Below are 15,619 nucleotides of genomic sequence, written 5' to 3'. Positions count from 1 at the left end.
CATGGCGGACGAATCCCACCACGAGATCATCATCATCAAACGCCACGGCGACCACGAGGACGGTCACCACGGCGGCGCCTGGAAGATCGCGCTCGCCGACTTCATGACCGCGATGATGGCGCTGTTCCTGGTGCTGTGGCTGATCGGCTCCACCACCAAGGAGACGAAGACGGCCATCGCCGAGTACTTCAACCCGGTGAAGCTCGCCGACGTCACCTTCGACCGCAAGGGCCTGCGCGACCCGCAGAACAAGCCCGGCGAGCCGACACCCGAGGAGGGCAAGCCCGAGGCCGGCAAGGGCGAGGGCGAGGGCGACGGCAAGGGCGACGGCAAATCCGAGGGCAAGGGGGCCTCCGGGCCGCCCGGCAGCCGCGCCCGCGAGGCGGCGCTGTTCCAGGACCCCTACGCGGTGCTGGCCAAGCTCGCGGCCGAGGCCGAGCCGGGTCCGGAGGTCGCCTCCGCCGACGCCGTGGTGACGGAATCGGGCGAGCCCGGCATCAAGGGCGGCGAGGCCGCGCGCGACCCCTTCGACCCGCTTTACTGGCAGGTCGCGCCCCTGGCCAAGACGCGCACCGAGCGGGCCGGCGCCACCGGCACGGTCACGCCCCTGCCGCAGGAGGCGCGTCCCGACGTCCGCGCGGCCACGCCCGCGAAGCCGGCGACGATCAAGGTCGCCTCGGCCGTGGCCGACGAGATCGACCCGAAACTTCTGGCCCCGAAGCTGACGCCGAAACCCGCCGCGCCGGCCAGCACCGTCACGCCCAAGGTCCCCGAGGCGCGACCTGCCGAAGCCAAGCTGGCCGAGGCGAAGGCCGCCGAGGAGAAAGCGGCGCTGGAAGCGAGGCAGGCCGCCGACGCGGCCGAGACCGCCGCGATGGCCGAGATCAAGGCCGAGATCGCCCGGGTGCTGCCGGTGCAGGGCGCACCCGCGCCGCGCGCCGAAGTTCGGCGCACCGGCGAGGGAATCCTCATCAGCCTCACCGACGAGGTGAACTTCAGCATGTTCGGCGTGGGCTCGGCCGAGCCCCAGGCCAAGGTGGTGCGTGCCCTGGAACAGGTCGCCCGCATCCTCAAGGATCGGCCCGGCCGCATCATCGTGCGCGGCCACACCGACGCGCGGCCCTTCCGGTCGGAGACCTATGACAACTGGCGCCTATCCTCGGCCCGCGCCCAGATGGCCTCCTACATGCTCGTGCGCGGCGGCGTCGCGGATGCCCGCCTAGAGCGCATCGAGGGCTACGCCGACCGCCAGCCGCGCAACCCGGCCGATCCGAAGGCCGCCGAGAACCGCCGCATCGAGATCCTGCTGCGGGGACGGCCCGAGTGATGGCGCGCGCCCTCGTCTCGGGGCTGTGGGCCGCAATGCTCCTCGCCGCCCCCGTGCAGGCTGCGGATTCGCATGGGGGCGGCAGCCATGGCGAGGCGCCCGCCGCCCCCATCGAGCCCCTGCCGGTCAAGCCCTACACCGTCCCGGTCGAACTCGTGCGTACCCTGCAACTCCTGCAGGACCAGGTCGCCCTCGGTTCCGCCCAGGCGCATCACGGCCAGCGCGCCCTGCTGGCGCATGCCGAATCGCGCATGCTCGCCCTGGAGCCCGATGCGTGGGCGGAGACCGTGAACCTGCGCGCGGCCGTCACCTTCGCCCTCAGCGGCGGCGGCCCCGCGCTGCCGCGCCACCTCGTCGCCTCGGGCAAGGTGACAGAGTCCGACACCGCCCTGGTCCTTGGCGCGCTCGCCTATCTCGAGGGGCGCGAGAAGGAAGCCCGCGCCCTCCTCGTGAAGATCGATCCGCTCTCGGTCCCCGTGAGCCTCGGAGCGCAACTGGCCATGGCGCAATCGGCCCTGGTCGTGCGCGATGACCCGACGCAGTCGATCCGCCTCCTCGACCTCGCCCGCCTGCTGGCGCCCGGCACCCTGGTGGAGGAGGGGGCCCTGCGCCGGGAGATCTTCGTGCTCGCCCAGGCCGGCGACCTCGCGAAGTTCGAGGCCCTGGCGGTCCAGTACCTGCGCCGCTTCCGCCACTCGGTCTATGCCGGCAACTTCCGCCAGCGCTTCGCCGCGGCCCTGACCCGCCTCGACTTCACCGGCGGCGAGGCGCGCTTCGCCCGGCTGCAGGCCATGCTGGACGAGGTCGAGGTCGAGGGCCGGCGCGAGCTCTACCTCCTCGTCGCGCGGGCCGCGGTCGACCAGGGCAAGTCCGCCACGGCGGTGTTCGCCGCCGAGCGCAGCGTCACCCTCGCGGAGCCCGGCTCCCAGGAGGCGCTGCGCGCCGGCCTCTACCGGGCGGCGGCCCTCATCGTGGTGGAGGGGCGCTTCGAGGAATGCCTCGACACCCTGCGGGCGATCGACCGCGCGCGGCTGGAGCCCGGCGACCGCGATCTCCTCGACGCGGCCCTCTCCACCGCCCGTGAGATCCGGGCGGCGGCGCCCCCTTCGGCGTCCGCCGACGCGACCCCCACGGGCCCGCGGGTGCTCCCCGTGGCGCCCGCCATCGCCCGCGCCGAGGGCGCGATCGGGCGGATCGACGAGATCATGCGCAGGAGCCAGCGTTGAACGCCCTCGGCATCACCAATCCCACACCCCGCGCGCCTGTGGATGCGGCCGGCACCCGCAACGGGGGCGCCGATGCGCTGGATGCGACCGGCACCGCCTTCGTCGCGCTGCTCGGCGCCCTGAAGGGGACGGTCGCGCCGGAGGACAAGCCCGCCGAACCGGACGGCCCTCCGGCGGAGGACGAGGCCCATGGCTCGGCGCCCGGTGCGACGACCGAACCCGTAAAACCGCTCGACCTCCTGGCCGCGTTCAACGTCGCGCTGCCCCTCGGGACGGGGCCCACGCCCCTGCCTGCCCGCGACGCGCTGGATGTGCTCGTCGCCCGCGCCATGCCGGCCTCCGTGCCAAGCTCTGATCTGCCCCAGCCCCTGACTGTGACCATGTCCGCCCTTGCGCAGGCCGCCGGGCCGGCGGACCCGGTCGAGCTCGCGATCCTGCCGCAGGGCAAGGGCGCGGACGATGTCCCAGTCCAGGCCGGCGCATCCGTACCGGCCCCCGAGGCGCGGACCCGCGCGACCATCCTGCGACGGGAGACCCATTTCGCCCCGGTGCTCCCGCGCCTCCTGGCCGGGTCCCCCGCCAACGTTTCCGTTGGACGGCCGGCCCCGATCGGCGCGCCCTTCGAGGCCGCAGCCGCGTCGCCGGATGCCGGTGTGCTCCCCACCCTCACGCCCCTAGGGGCGGCGCCGTTTACGGAAGCCGCCACGGCACGCGCGCCCATGGCCCCGGCGTCGGACGCGTCGGCGCTCCAGACCGCGAACGTCATGCCGCTCTCCGTCGAGAGGGCCCTGAGGCCTGCCCAGCCTACGGGTGTGCCCCCCGCCGATGAAAGCCCCCGCGTCGGCGCGGCCGTTCCCGCCCCGGCCTCGCAGGCTGCTGGGGCGCCCCCGACCACCGCGCCGCTGCAATCCGTGTCCGGTGCGTCGAATTCCATCATGTCGGAGGTCAGGCTGGGCGCGCCGCCGCCGGCCCGGGTCGGTCCGCAATCCGTCTCCGATCTCGCCGCGCCGCCGCCGACCGGTGCGGTCGGACGCCCCCCGGAATCAGCACGAGCGACCCATCCGGCAGCATCCTCGACCGCTCCGGCCTCGTTGCTGCGCGGGGTGGCGTCGACCGTCGCTTCGCTGGGCCACGGGCCGGCCGACCCACTCGCTCCGGTCCTCCCGGTGGCGGTGATCCAGGCCGAGGCGGACGCCGCACCGCCACCGGGGTTCGGCGAGGGGGACGCCCGGTCCGTCATCCGGCAGCCGGCAGATTCGGCGAATCAAACCCTGGCCTCCGATGCGCCGGTGGTCCAGGCACCCCGTCCCGCCACGGCTCCGCCGGCCGATGTGCCCGTACGACCCGCCCGGGTCTCGGGTGAGGCACCGATGCCCGATGCGGACCCCGCCCCGAGGCCGCTCGACACCTCGGCCGCTGCCGGTGCGGCGCCAGCCGCCGAAGAGTCCTTGCCCGCGCTCCCCAGCCCGGCACCGGTCCCGGCGCTGCCCGCCGGCACAACGGCCGGTGTCGCGGCGTCGGACGTCCCTCGATCACACCCGGCTTCGGCCGAGTCTCCCGTGGGGGATGCGCCCGCTCCGGGTCTCGGCGCGATGGCCTCATCCGAGCAGGCGGCCGCCACGCAGACGGTGCGCGTTTCCCCGCGCCCGATCCCCGCAGGCGCACCGGCACCGGTCGATCTCGGATCGCCGACCGGCCACAACCCCGCTTCACCCCAGGAACCCGGTCCCGGCCAGGACCTGCCGGCCAGGCCCGAACCCGCGCTTCCTTCCTCCGTCGTTCCGTCGGTCCCGCGCGCGCCCGCGCAACCACGGCAGCCGGGCGAACGCGTCGATCCTGCGATGCGCCAAGCCCTGGACCTGGCGGTCGCCGGCCCAAGCGCTGCGGCCTCACGGGACGCTGCGACGCCGAGTCCGGCCGTGACCGTGGATCTCGACGCGGCCGCGATCGTGGCGGAGCCGCCGGCGCGAATGCCGCCCGGGCGTGTGGCCCAAGCGGCCGTGAGCCGGCCTCGGGCCGAGGGTGTCGCGACGCCGTTCGTCGCGGTCGCGGCCGCCCTCGGCGGCCCTCCAACTGGCGCGCTCCCGTCCGATGCCGCTCGGGACGTCCCTCCGCAGGCGAATCCGGTGCGGGAGGCCTCTACCGTGCCGGCGCGCCCGCCCGTCGATCCCACGCGCAGTGCCGTCTCCGTCCCGGGCGAGGCACCGGGACTGGCCGGTCCGCAGGCCGTGCCCGCGCAGCCGGCCGCGCGCCCTGGATCTGATGATTCGCTGCCTGACGCGGCGGTTCGTGACGGCGTAGCGCGCGCGCGCGCGGAACCCGCCATGCCCGTGTCCCCGCCTCCGCCCCACGATTCCGAGGCCGGCCCGCAACGCGCCGAGGCGCGGCGATCCCAGGGGGCCGAGACGCCGCCGCTCGGCGAACCGATATCACCCGGTCCTTCAGCCTCGGACCTCGGGGTGCAGCCCGGTTTAGGCGCACCGACGGCACCACTCCCGGGACAGGGCTTGGCCGGCACGCCGCCGCAGACCGCTTCCGCCCCGCCGGCGCAACAAATCGCGGCCGCGATCCTGGGGCAGATGCCGCACGGATCCGTCGGTGGGGTTCCGGGGGCCTCGGGGATCGAGGGACCGCTTCGCCTCCTTACCCTCCAGCTGCATCCCGCCGATCTCGGAATCGTCCTCGTGCGGATGCGCCTGCGCGACGGGCAACTCGAGATGAGCCTGCATGCCGCCCGCGAGGAGACCGCGACCCTCCTGCGCGAAGGGGGCGAAGTCCTTGCCGATCTCCTGCGCCAGGGTGGCTACCAGCCCGAGCGCGTGGCGATCACCAGCGGCTCACCGCCCAACGGACCCGCACCGGGCGAGGGGCAGGCCTTCCAGGCGCAGGCCGAGGCCGGCGCGAACCCGGATCACGCCACGCCCGGCCAGCCGGAACGGCGCCAGCCCGATGGCCGCCCGGCGGCTCCCGACACCAGCGAGCGAAACCATGAGAGCGTTCCGAGCAGCCCTGACCGCAGCGGCGTTTACCTGTAGCCTCGCCGAGCCGGTGCGCGCCAACAGTGCGCCGCCGGCGCCCGCCGCATCCCCGGCCGCCGTGAAGGCGGCGGCGCTGCCGGCATCGGCCAACATCTGCGAGCGTGAGATGGCGGGCGCCTCGGCCCGCCACGGGGTGCCGCTGGGCGTGCTCTACGCGGTCGGTCTGACCGAGAGCGGCAAGCGCGGCTCCCTGCAGCCCTACGCCATGAACATCCAGGGCCGGGCGTATTTCGGGACCAGCGCGTCCGACGTGATGGGCCAGCTCGCTCAGGCGCGGGCGAGCGGGATCAAGCTCGTCGATCTCGGCTGCATGCAGATCAACCACCACTACCACCGCGAGAAGTTCGCGAGCCTGGAGGCGATGATCGATCCGCGTCGGAACGTGGAATACGCGACCCTGTTCCTGAAGCAGCTCAAGGCCCGCGAGGGAAGCTGGACCCTGGCCGTGGCGCGCTATCACGCGGGCCCGAACAACAACCCGGCGCAGAAGCTCTATGTCTGCCGGGTGATCACCAACATGGTCGCGACGGGCTTCGGCGCCTGGACGCCGGGCGCGCGCAGTTTCTGCCAGTGAGGCACGGGGGGCCTTCGCTCCTGGGACAAGGGCCCTTCACATCCATCGCGCAGGACGGTGCCGCGACCGGGCGTCAGCCGACGAAGGTATAGCCCATGAAGCGCTTGGCCTCGATCGGGTCGTGGCCGAGGCGCTGGCTGAGCTTCTTGCGCAGCTTGCTCACGTGACCCTCGATCACGCTCTCCTCGACGCCGTTGCTGTAGACGCCGTAGACGATGTTGTAGATCTGCGCCTTCGTCATGCGCTTGCCCCGGTTGCGCACGAGGCATTCGAGGATGTGCCGCTCGCGCCGGGGCAGGGGCAGCACCTCCCCGTCGATCTCGGGGTCGCGCCCGTCGAAATGCACCTTCAGGCGCTCGGCCTCCGGCGCGGCCTCGCGGATGGACCCGGCCTGCGCGTTGACCCGGCGCCAGATCGCCTCGGAGCGGGCCAGGATCTCGCGGATATGCACGGGCTTGGGCAGCACGTCGTCGATGCCGGCCTCGAAGAGCTGCAGGGTCTGGTCGAGGGAGCGCACGTCGCTCAGGGCGATGATGGGCGCGCGGGACATCCGGCGGATCAGGGTCGCGCACTTGGCCCGGCCCTCGAAATCGCCCAACAGGAATCCCTGGATCGCCTCCCGGTCGACCCGGGACGAGGACTGGAACCAGTGCGTGAATTCCTGCGGGTCGAGACCGAGGGAGGAGATGCCTTCGCGATCGAAGCTGGCCTTGTACCCTGAATTCACCGATGGCCGCGCATCGACCAGGACGTACATCGAGCGGCTCCGACTGACCTTGCGCAAGACACGAGCGTTGCCGTGTTCGAGCGCCAAAGCGAAACAAAGACAAGACGGGAGGACGCTTTGTCTTCGCGTTTCGCAATCGCGCGAACCGGATCGATTCGCTTATCTTTTAGCAATGTCTGGCATCCTCGCCTCCGTCAATGACCGGAAGAACACACGCGTTCGTGATCCGGTCGACGGAGGGTCGGCGCGGTGCCGCAGGGGGCCCTCAGGCGGAGGCGTGGCTCAGCCGGGCGTCGTCGAGGGCCGAGCGGAAGCCGTCGAGGCAGAAGCCCGGGCCCTGGTCCGCCAGGATGCGCTGGATGGCGACGCCGACATAGACGCCGTCGAGGATGAGCTTGAAGAACACCGTCACGGGTTCGGTGACGAACTCCATGTCGAGCACCACGGTCAGCGAGCGGCCCCAGTCGAAGCGCACGTCCGCCCCGTCCGCGTACGCGATGGTGGCCTCCTTGAAGAAGGGCTCGGCGGAGGAGGCGACGAGGTCGGCGATGTTGCCGTGGCGGGCGGCCTGGACCCAGCCGATCAGGATGCCGCCGTCGAGGAGGCAGAGTTCGGCGATGAAATCCCGGATCGCGGTGGCGAAGACGCGCTCGGCATCGGCGAGCACGTCTGCGCCATCCACGCGGAGGGCTCCGGTCGAAGAGGACGCGGCCATCAGCGGGCTTTCGAGAACAGGAAGAACAGGATCTGGGCCACAGCGCTGTAGAACTCCGCGGGAATCATCTGGTCCACCTCGACACTCTCGTACAGGGACCTTGCGAGAGGCTTGTCTTCCACCACCGCGATGCCGTTGGCCTCCGCAATTTCTCGGATGCGCAGTGCGACGAGATCCTTGCCCTTGGCCAGGACCAGGGGGGCGGGCTGCTCGTCGCGGGCGTAGCGCAGGGCGATGGCGTAGTGCGTCGGGTTGGCGATCACGACGGTGGCCTGCTTCACGTTGCCGAGCATGCGCTTGCGCGCGCGGTCCTGCGCCAGGGAGCGCAGGCGCCCCTTCACCAGGGGATCGCCCTCTGTCTGCTTGTGCTCGTCCTTGAGGTCCTGCTTCGACATGCGCAGCGAGCGCTGCCAGCGCATCCGCGACCAGACGAGGTCGGCCGCCACGATGACGATCGTGGCGACGCACACGACCGAGATCAACCGGATCGACAGGGTCAGGATGAGATCCGGGATCTGGCTCGGGTCGCTGAACATGGCACTCACGGCTTTGCTGCCCTCCGAGCGCAGGAGCAGCAGGGCGACGAGACTGACGCTTAAAAATTTAAGGACCGATTTCAGGAACTCGACTTGGCCCGACTTGCCGAAGATCCGTCCCCAGCCGGCCATGGGCGAAACCCGGGACCATTGCGGCCGGATCCGCTCGGTCACGAGACTCGGGACGTTCTGAACGAGGGACGCGACGAGGCCGCACAGACCGAGAATCAGCACGATCGGGATCAGGAATCGCGCGGCCGCGACGGCGGTTCCCTCCAGGATGTGGGCGACGTCCTGGTTGTTCTCCAGGGCGAAGTCGCGGGGGTGGTCGAGGAAGGGTGCCAGCGCCTGGAGGAGCGGGTTGACCGCGTCGCGGACCACGAAGCTCAGGGCGATGAGGAGCCCGAGGATCGAGGCGAAGACGGGGGCCTCGCGGGAGAACGGAACGTTGCCCTTCTCCACCGCCTCGCGGATCTTGCGCTCGGTGGCGGCCTCGGTCTTGCCCTCCTGGTCTTCGTCGGACATCGCGCGATCGGGTCGGGCGGCCCGTCCCTAGCGGACGAGGGCCTCGACCTCGCCCCCGGCATTGATCTCCAGTTCGCCCCGCCCGGCCATCTCCAGGGCGAGGTCGGTGATGCTGCGGCGCGCCTCCGTCACGTCCTTCTGCGCCGCCGGCTCGCCGCCGTTCAGCTCGTGCTCCACCATGCGGCGCACGCGGGCGGAAAGCGCCCCCAGGATGACCCCCCGGAACTCGGCGTCGGTGCCCTTGAGGGCCAGGACCAGCCGGTCGTTGGGCACGGCGTCGAACAGGGTGGTGCGGGCGCGCGGGGCCAGCTTGACGATGTCGTCGAAGGTGAACAGCAGACCCTTGAGGATCTCCACCGATTTCGGGCGCGACTCGGAGAGGCTGGTGAGCACCTCGTCGATCTGGGTGCGCTCCATCTTGTTGATGATGTCGGCCATCTTGGCGTGGGTGTCGGCCCCGGCGTTGCGCGCGCCGTTGGCGAGCAGATCCTCGTGCAGGGCGCGCTCGATGATCTCGATCACGCCGTCGCCGACCGGCTTGAAGCTCAGCATCCGCCGCATCACGGTGTTGCGGGTCGGCTGGGGCAGGTGGGCCATGACCTTGGCCGCCGCCGCGGGCTTCAGGCGCGACAGGATGAGGGCCGCGGTCTGGGGGTGCTCCTTGACCACGTAGCTCGCGATCACGCTCTCGGAGACGCCCGACATGCGTTCCCAGACGGAGCGGGTGGCGTCGCCGCGGACATCGGCGAGGATCTCGGCGACCTGATCGGCGGGAAGAAGGCCCGTGAGCAGCTTCTCCACTTCGGAGGCGGTGCCCACGAGGCGGCCGTCGGACGCGAACTCGTCGGAGAACATCTCGACGATGTCCTCGAGCTGGCGCGCGCTCACGGTGCCGAGCTGGGTGGCCGAGCGGGTGATGCGCCGGATCTCGTCCGGCTCGAAGTACTTCAACAGGCGACCGGCCGCGGGCTTACCCATGGCGAGCAGCAGCGCGGCGACCTCGTCCGCCGGACTGAGGACCCGGTTCGCGCCCGGGGCGCGCTGGGGGATCGGCACGCTCGCCACGCTGCTGTGTCCTCAGCCCTTCAGGCCGGCATCGGCGGGGCCGACGATCTCGGTCAGGGAGACGCCGAAGCGGGAATTGTCCTCCTCCACCACCACGATCTCGCCGCGCGCGACCACCCGGCCGTTGACGGTGACGTCGACGGGTTCGCCGACGCGGTGATCGAGGGCCACGATGGCCCCGCGTCCGAGTTTCATCAGGTCGGCCACCGGCATGGTGGCCGAGCCGAGCACCACCTGGATCAGCACGGGGATTCGCAGGATCGAGTCGAGATTGCGGGCGTCGCCGATCCGGGCGTCGTCCGCCGCGGGGCCGGCGGCAGAGACGCTGGGGAACACCGCCGCGGTGCCGGAGGATGCGAGGTCCGCATCGTCGAAGGGGCTGTTGCTCATCATCCGCTCGTCAGGGGGTGTCATCGCGTATCAAGGCGCCGGGGCTCGGCGGCGGATGATCGGAGAGGATCGGCCAAAGTCGGTCGGGGCGCAAGCCGCGCATGCACGGTCAGCCGACTCGGCCGGCGCGTGTGGCGGAGAGATCGCGGCGACTGGCCTCGAGATCCGCGAGGAGCTGGCGCGCCTCGCCGATGCGCTGGTCGAGGGCCTCCAGGATCTCGCGGCCCTCGGTGCTGAAGCCGCGCACCGCGTCGCCCGCCTGGGTGAGCGCGTGGCCCGACTGCATCAGGATGCGGCCGTACTCCGCCTGGGTCCGGTCCAGGCGCTTCAGCTTGAGGTACATCGGCACCACGCAGGCGCTCGTCGCCACGAGGGCGATGAGGAGAATGGTGTCAACCCACGGCGTCATCGTGCGCGCCTTCCTTGTCTTGAGCGATGGCTTCGTCGACCCGCAGCACGTAGGAGCCCTGCGCCTGGCCCATGTGGCACCAGAACAGGGGCCGGTCGTTGCCCTCGAGCTTCACTCGCGTCGCGGGCGTGGCGTCGAGACCGATGACCTGGCCGACCTTGAGGCCGGCGATCTCGCCGAGCGTGAGGGTGCGCTCCTCCAGCACGGCCCGCAGGGTGACCTCGGCCTTCCGGACCTCGGCGGTCATCTGCTGCGTCCAGGTCGGGTCGCGGGCGGCGCTGTCGCCGGTGAGCACCTTCGACAGCGCCGGCCGCATCGGATTGATCACCGACTGGGGCAGGATGAGGAACATCTCGCCGCCGCGGTTGAGCGCCTGGACCGAGAACTTGGCCTCGACGGCCTTGTTGTTGCGGCCTCCGATGACCGCGAACTCCATGCGGGTCTCGGTGCGTTCCAGGCGGAAGGGGGTCATCGACACCAGGGCGAACGAGGATTCCAGGGCCTTGCCGACCTGTTCCAGGATGGTGTGCGCCAGCCGGAGTTCGATGGCCGAGAAGGGGCGCTCGTCCTCCACCGGCGGCTCGGCCCCGTCGGCGCCGAACAGCGCCTCCACCAGGGTGAAGAGGAAGTCGCGGTTGAGGCCGACCAGGATGTGGCTGTCCCATTCGGGCGCGTGGAAGATGCCCGCCACGGCGTTGTTCTCGTAGGCGTCGAGCATCTCGCCGAAGCGACCGCTGGTGAAGCCGTTGAAGGCGAAATAGACCGGCGAGGCCACGAGGGGCTTGAGGTTGTCCGAGCAGCCCGAGGTGAGCCGGTCGAAGACCACGTGCAGCATCGGCATGCGGTCGAGGGACAGGCCCCCGGCATCGATCAGGCGGGCACGGATGTCGGTGGCGTTCCCGATCGGCACGTCCATGGTTCAGGCGGCTTCCCTCTGCGCGCCGCCGTTGACGGTGGCGTTCTCGACCTCGTCGATGGTGGGCCGGTCGCCCAGCGAGATGCCCTTGCGCCCGTGCTCGACGGCGATCTGCGGCACCGCTCCGCCCATGTAGGCGATCAGGGTCTGCTTGACGATGACGTAGACGTGGCTCTGCTTCTCGCGGATGGTCTTGATCTTGATCGCGAAGGGGGCGAGCACCCCGTAGGACATGAACACGCCGAAGAATGTCCCCACGAGTGCGGCGCCGATGAGGCCGCCGAGGATCTGCGGCGACTGGTCGAGGGCACCCATGGCCTTCACGATGCCGAGCACCGCCGCCACGATGCCGAGCGCCGGCATCGCCTCGGCCACGGTCGTGACCGCGCCGTAGGGCTTGAGGCGGTCCTTGCGGTAGCCGCTGATCTCCTCGTCCATCAGGGCCTCGATCTCGTGGGCGCGGGCGTTGCCGATGAGGATGAGGCGGGCGTAGTCGCAGATGAACAGCACGAGGTCGGCGTTCTTGGCGACATCCGGATAGGCCTTGAAGATCTCCGAATTGGCCGGGTCGTCGAGATGCGGCTCGACCTCGTTGCGGGGTTTTGCCTTCAACTCGCGCATCAGGGCGTGGAGCAGGCCCAGGAGAGCGAGGTAGTCCTTGCGCTTGGGGACCTTCCCGGTGAGAGCGTCCATGCTCGCCTTGCCGGAATCCACCACCGTCTTCATCGGGTTGGCCATGACGAAGGTGCCGGCACCCATCCCGCCGATGATGACGAACTCCCAGGGCTGCCACAGCACGACGAGGTGGCCGCCCATGGCGACGAAGCCGCCGAGCATGCAGCCGATTGCGATGACGAGGCCGATCAGAACGCCCAAGGCTCAACGCCTCCGCTGGGGGTGAGAAATCCGGTGCAGCGGACCTACGCAGGATGGCTTGCGCGGGGCTGGATGGCCGGTCCGGCCCGAAACGCACCGGCGGCCGGGTCCGCGCGTTAGGGCAGAGACCCGACACCGCAGCGAGAGCCCGCCATGAGCAGCAGCACGACGCCCGACAACGACCACGAGCCCGCCACCGTCAACGTCTCGGAGCCCTGGACCCTGGCCTACTGGGCCCGCCGCTTCGAGGTGCCGCGCGAGGAGGTCGAGGCGGCCGTCGCGGCGGTGGGACACGAGCCCGCGAAGGTCGCCGCCCAGCTCGGCCGGCCCTGGCCCTTCGAGGGCAGCGGCATCGTGTGAGGGGCTGCGCCTCAGCGGCGCCCGGTGGAGCCGAAGCCGCCGGTGCCGCGTCCTCCGGCCTCCTCCGATCGCGCCGCGTCATCGGCGCCGTCGCGGATCGTCAGCGTCGGCCGGGTCACGCGGGTGAAGACGAGTTGGGCGATGCGGTCGCCGGGCTCGATGCGCAGGCCGGGTCCGCCGGGGTTGCGGTTCCAGGCCGAGATCATCAGCGGGCCCGCGTAATCGGCATCGATCACGCCGGTGCCGTTGCCGAGGACAAGGCCCTCGCGATGGCCGAGGCCGGAGCGTGGGAAGATCAGCCCGCACCAGGACGGATCGCGGATCGCAAGGCTGAAGCCCGCCGGGATCAGGGCGGGCGGCCCCTGGGGCGGAAGGTCGAGGACCGCGTCGAGGCAGGCGTGGAGATCGAGGCCCGCCGCCTGGGCCGAGCCCCAGCGGGGAAACCCCCAGCCGGCGAGGCGGGCATCGAGCAGGCGGATCTCGACGGCGAGGTCGGGGTTCACGCGGTCCGGGCCGCGATGGCGTCGGCCAGCGCCACGGTGCGGGCGGCTTCCGCCGCGTGCAGGCGCTCCACCATCTTGCCGTCGAGCCCGATGACGCCGCGATTGCGGTTCTTCGGCTCGGCGAAGGCGGCCAGGATGCGCCGGGCACAGGCGACCTCGTCCGCGTTCGGCCCGAAGGCGGCGTTGGCCGGGGCGATCTGGTCGGGGTGGATCAGCATCTTGCCGTCGAAGCCGCAATCGCGCCCCTGCGCGCATTCGGCGGCGAATCCTGTCGCATCACGAAAGTCGTTGTAGATGCCGTCGACGGCGTCGATCTCGTAGGCACGGGCGGCGGCGATCACGCTCATCAGCCAGGGCATCAGGGCCGGCCGGCCCGGAACGCCGAGGCGCAGCCGGCTGGCCTTGGCGAGGTCGTTCGGCCCGACCATGAGACAGGCGAGGCGCGTGTCGACGTCCCGGGCGGAACTGGCGATCTCGGCGAGGTGCAGGATCGCCATCGGGCTCTCGATCATCGCCCAGGTCCGGGTCCGGTCCGGCGCGCCGAGGCGGCGCAGGCGCGAGCCCACCGCCACCAGGGCATCGGCGCCCGTCACCTTCGGCACCACGATGGCGTCGGGACCGGCGGGCGCGATGGCGGCCAGATCGGCCTCGCCGTAGGGCGTGTCGAGGGCATTGATGCGGACCACGACCTCGCGGGAGCCGAAGCCGCCCTCGGCGACCGCCCGGGCGACGGCCTCCCGGGTCGCCGCACGGGTGTCGGGCGCGACGCCGTCCTCGAGGTCGATCATTACCACGTCCGCGGGTAGCGTGCGGGCCTTCTCCAGGAGACGCGGGTTCGATCCCGGCATCGCCAGGACGCTGCGGCGCGGGCGGATCTCGGTCATGGCGCATCCCTTGAATGACGGTCGGGGATCGGGCGCCGCGTGACCGCACCCGGCGGCGCGGAGGGCTTGGTCCCGACCGGCCGCGACTCACCGCAAGCTCCCGCGATAGCCGTCCGCGTATCCCGATTCAAGGCGGGGGCGTCCTGCTCACCGCCCGCCGGCTTCCGGCTCGCCATCCCCGGCAAACTGCTTAAAGGGCGGGCGTGTCGGCCCCGGCCGGGGCGCGTGTCATCGAACTGTCGCGCAATCGTCATACCGCCTTGCCCGACCGGACGTATGGCGCGGTGCACAACGGAGGACGGGCTCGAACCCCGGCCTTCCGCGCACGCTCCCCCAGGAGACCAGCACATGAAGTTCACCACCCTCGCCGCCCTCGTGGGCCTCGGCCTCGCCACCGTTGCGCCGGCGCGCGCTGCCGACATCACGGGCGCGGGCGCGACCTTCCCCTTCCCGGTCTATTCGAAGTGGGCCGAAGCCTACCGCAAGGACAGCGGCATGGGTCTCAACTACCAGTCGATCGGCTCGGGCGGCGGCATCAAGCAGATCCAGGCCAAGACCGTCGATTTCGGCGCCACCGACGCGCCGCTGAAGGGTCCCGCCCTGGAGAAGGACGGCCTCGTCCAGTTCCCCACCGTCATGGGCGGCGTCGTCACCGTGGTGAACATCCCGGGCGTCGAGCCGGGCAAGCTGAAGCTCACCGGCGAGGTCATCGCCGAGATCTACGCCGGCAAGATCGCGAAGTGGTCGGACCCCAAGATCGCCAAGCTCAACGAGGGCCTGAAGCTGCCCGAGGCCAACATCACCCCGGTCTACCGCTCGGACGCCTCCGGCACGACGAACATCTTCACCACGTACCTCTCGCAGGCTTCCGAAGCCTGGAAGAAGGAATTCGGCGCGGCCACCACGGTGAGCTGGCCGGTGGGCCAGGGCGGCAAGGGCAACGAGGGCGTCACCGCCACCGTCAAGCAGGTCCCCAACGCCATCGGCTACGTCGAGTCGGCCTACGCCAAGCAGAACAAGCTCAGCCACACCCTGATCCAGAACAAGGCCGGCAAGTTCCCGCAGCCCGACGACAAGGCCTTCCAGGCCGCCGCCGCCAGCGCCGACTGGAAGTCCGCCCCCGGCTTCGGCATCTCGCTGACCGACCAGGCCGACGAGGGCGCCTGGCCGATCACCGCCGCCACCTTCATCCTCGTCCACAAGGACCCGGCCGATCCGGCCAAGGCCGCCGACGTGCTGAAGTTCTTCGACTGGGCCTACAAGAACGGCGACAAGCTTGCCACCGACCTCGACTACGTGCCGCTGCCGGACGCCGTCGTCGGCCAGATCCACGACGCGTGGAAGGAGATCAAGGGCAAGGACGGCAAGCCCGTCTTCAACATGTAAGCCCGCCTTCGACATGTGAGGAGGCGCCCGCGGGCTTACGCCCGCGGGTCCTGGGGACGAGCCACCGCGTCCCCGCGTGATCGCGACAATCGAGCCCGGCGCGACCCGCCGGGCTCTCCCGGGAACGAAGCGGTGATTCCCCTCGCGCCGGTGACCGGCCCG

16 protein-coding genes are annotated in these 15,619 nt (G+C 71.2%); 6 read left to right on the top strand and 10 right to left on the bottom strand.

Annotated features, from left to right (window positions below; genetic code table 11):
• Position 1 precedes the first annotated feature (1 nt).
• From MKK58_RS08340 to MKK58_RS08325, 4 genes are read left to right on the top strand one after another with little or no spacing between them, the layout of a single operon-like run.
• Positions 2 to 1,327, top strand: coding sequence for a MotB family protein (locus MKK58_RS08340; RefSeq protein WP_243911632.1), 1,326 nt, complete (start codon positions 2 to 4; stop codon positions 1,325 to 1,327).
• Positions 1,327 to 2,553, top strand: a complete 1,227-nt coding sequence (locus tag MKK58_RS08335) for a chemotaxis protein MotC (protein WP_243911631.1) — start codon at positions 1,327 to 1,329, stop codon at positions 2,551 to 2,553. The genes MKK58_RS08340 and MKK58_RS08335 overlap by 1 nt, the downstream gene beginning before the upstream one ends.
• A complete protein-coding gene (locus MKK58_RS08330) occupies positions 2,550 to 5,588 on the top strand; it encodes a flagellar hook-length control protein FliK (protein WP_243911630.1) in 3,039 nt (1,012 codons plus the stop codon). Before MKK58_RS08335 ends, MKK58_RS08330 begins: the two co-directional genes overlap by 4 nt.
• The gene (locus MKK58_RS08325) at positions 5,542 to 6,165 is read left to right on the top strand and encodes a transglycosylase SLT domain-containing protein (RefSeq protein WP_243911629.1); all 624 of its coding nucleotides are present in this window, start codon (positions 5,542 to 5,544) and stop codon (positions 6,163 to 6,165) included. The genes MKK58_RS08330 and MKK58_RS08325 overlap by 47 nt, the downstream gene beginning before the upstream one ends.
• 73 nt (positions 6,166 to 6,238) lie before the next feature.
• On the opposite strand, the gene MKK58_RS08320 is transcribed toward MKK58_RS08325, so the two are convergent.
• The 8 genes from MKK58_RS08320 to motA all read right to left on the bottom strand — a co-directional run bounded on the left by MKK58_RS08320 (position 6,239) and on the right by motA (position 12,324).
• Positions 6,239 to 6,922 (bottom strand): response regulator transcription factor, encoded by a 684-nt coding sequence (locus tag MKK58_RS08320; protein ID WP_243911628.1) that lies wholly within the window; start codon positions 6,920 to 6,922, stop codon positions 6,239 to 6,241.
• 235 nt (positions 6,923 to 7,157) lie between these two features.
• Entirely contained in the window at positions 7,158 to 7,574 is a 417-nt protein-coding gene (locus MKK58_RS08315; protein ID WP_243911627.1) for a hypothetical protein, read from the bottom strand.
• 32 nt (positions 7,575 to 7,606) lie between these two features.
• The gene (flhB, locus tag MKK58_RS08310) at positions 7,607 to 8,668 is read right to left on the bottom strand and encodes a flagellar biosynthesis protein FlhB (RefSeq protein ID WP_243911626.1); all 1,062 of its coding nucleotides are present in this window, start codon (positions 8,666 to 8,668) and stop codon (positions 7,607 to 7,609) included.
• Between the two features lie 27 nt (positions 8,669 to 8,695).
• The gene (locus MKK58_RS08305; RefSeq protein WP_243911625.1) at positions 8,696 to 9,733 is read right to left on the bottom strand and encodes a flagellar motor switch protein FliG; all 1,038 of its coding nucleotides are present in this window, start codon (positions 9,731 to 9,733) and stop codon (positions 8,696 to 8,698) included.
• A gap of 12 nt (positions 9,734 to 9,745) precedes the next feature.
• On the bottom strand, positions 9,746 to 10,123 hold the full coding sequence (gene fliN / locus MKK58_RS08300) for a flagellar motor switch protein FliN (RefSeq protein ID WP_243911624.1): 378 nt from the start codon (positions 10,121 to 10,123) through the stop codon (positions 9,746 to 9,748).
• 109 nt (positions 10,124 to 10,232) lie between these two features.
• Positions 10,233 to 10,532, bottom strand: coding sequence for a hypothetical protein (locus tag MKK58_RS08295; RefSeq protein WP_243911623.1), 300 nt, complete (start codon positions 10,530 to 10,532; stop codon positions 10,233 to 10,235).
• Positions 10,516 to 11,448 carry a flagellar motor switch protein FliM gene (locus tag MKK58_RS08290; RefSeq protein WP_243911622.1) on the bottom strand — a complete coding sequence of 311 codons (933 nt, stop codon included), beginning with the start codon at positions 11,446 to 11,448 and terminating at the stop codon, positions 10,516 to 10,518. The genes MKK58_RS08295 and MKK58_RS08290 overlap by 17 nt, the downstream gene beginning before the upstream one ends.
• Before the next feature lie 3 nt (positions 11,449 to 11,451).
• A complete protein-coding gene (motA, locus tag MKK58_RS08285; protein WP_243911621.1) occupies positions 11,452 to 12,324 on the bottom strand; it encodes a flagellar motor stator protein MotA in 873 nt (290 codons plus the stop codon).
• A 153-nt stretch (positions 12,325 to 12,477) separates the two neighbouring features.
• Between motA and MKK58_RS08280 the strand changes: the two genes are divergently transcribed.
• Positions 12,478 to 12,684, top strand: coding sequence for a DUF3606 domain-containing protein (locus tag MKK58_RS08280; protein WP_243911620.1), 207 nt, complete (start codon positions 12,478 to 12,480; stop codon positions 12,682 to 12,684).
• A gap of 11 nt (positions 12,685 to 12,695) precedes the next feature.
• Here MKK58_RS08280 and dut read toward each other — a convergent pair whose 3' ends face one another.
• Both dut and MKK58_RS08270 read right to left on the bottom strand, forming a co-directional pair.
• Entirely contained in the window at positions 12,696 to 13,187 is a 492-nt protein-coding gene (dut, locus tag MKK58_RS08275; protein WP_243911619.1) for a dUTP diphosphatase, read from the bottom strand.
• Positions 13,184 to 14,071 carry an HpcH/HpaI aldolase/citrate lyase family protein gene (locus MKK58_RS08270; protein ID WP_243911618.1) on the bottom strand — a complete coding sequence of 296 codons (888 nt, stop codon included), beginning with the start codon at positions 14,069 to 14,071 and terminating at the stop codon, positions 13,184 to 13,186. The genes dut and MKK58_RS08270 overlap by 4 nt, the downstream gene beginning before the upstream one ends.
• A gap of 348 nt (positions 14,072 to 14,419) precedes the next feature.
• Here MKK58_RS08270 and pstS point away from each other — a divergent pair, with 348 nt between their 5' ends.
• Complete coding sequence (gene pstS / locus MKK58_RS08265; RefSeq protein ID WP_243911617.1) at positions 14,420 to 15,457, top strand: phosphate ABC transporter substrate-binding protein PstS; 1,038 nt, start codon at positions 14,420 to 14,422, stop codon at positions 15,455 to 15,457.
• Positions 15,458 to 15,619 lie beyond the last annotated feature (162 nt).

Source organism: Methylobacterium sp. J-078 (assembly GCF_022829285.1).
Lineage (GTDB): Bacteria > Pseudomonadota > Alphaproteobacteria > Rhizobiales > Beijerinckiaceae > Methylobacterium.
The sequence above is the reverse complement of the archived record's forward strand: the minus strand, read 5'-3'. Positions and strand labels throughout refer to the sequence as shown.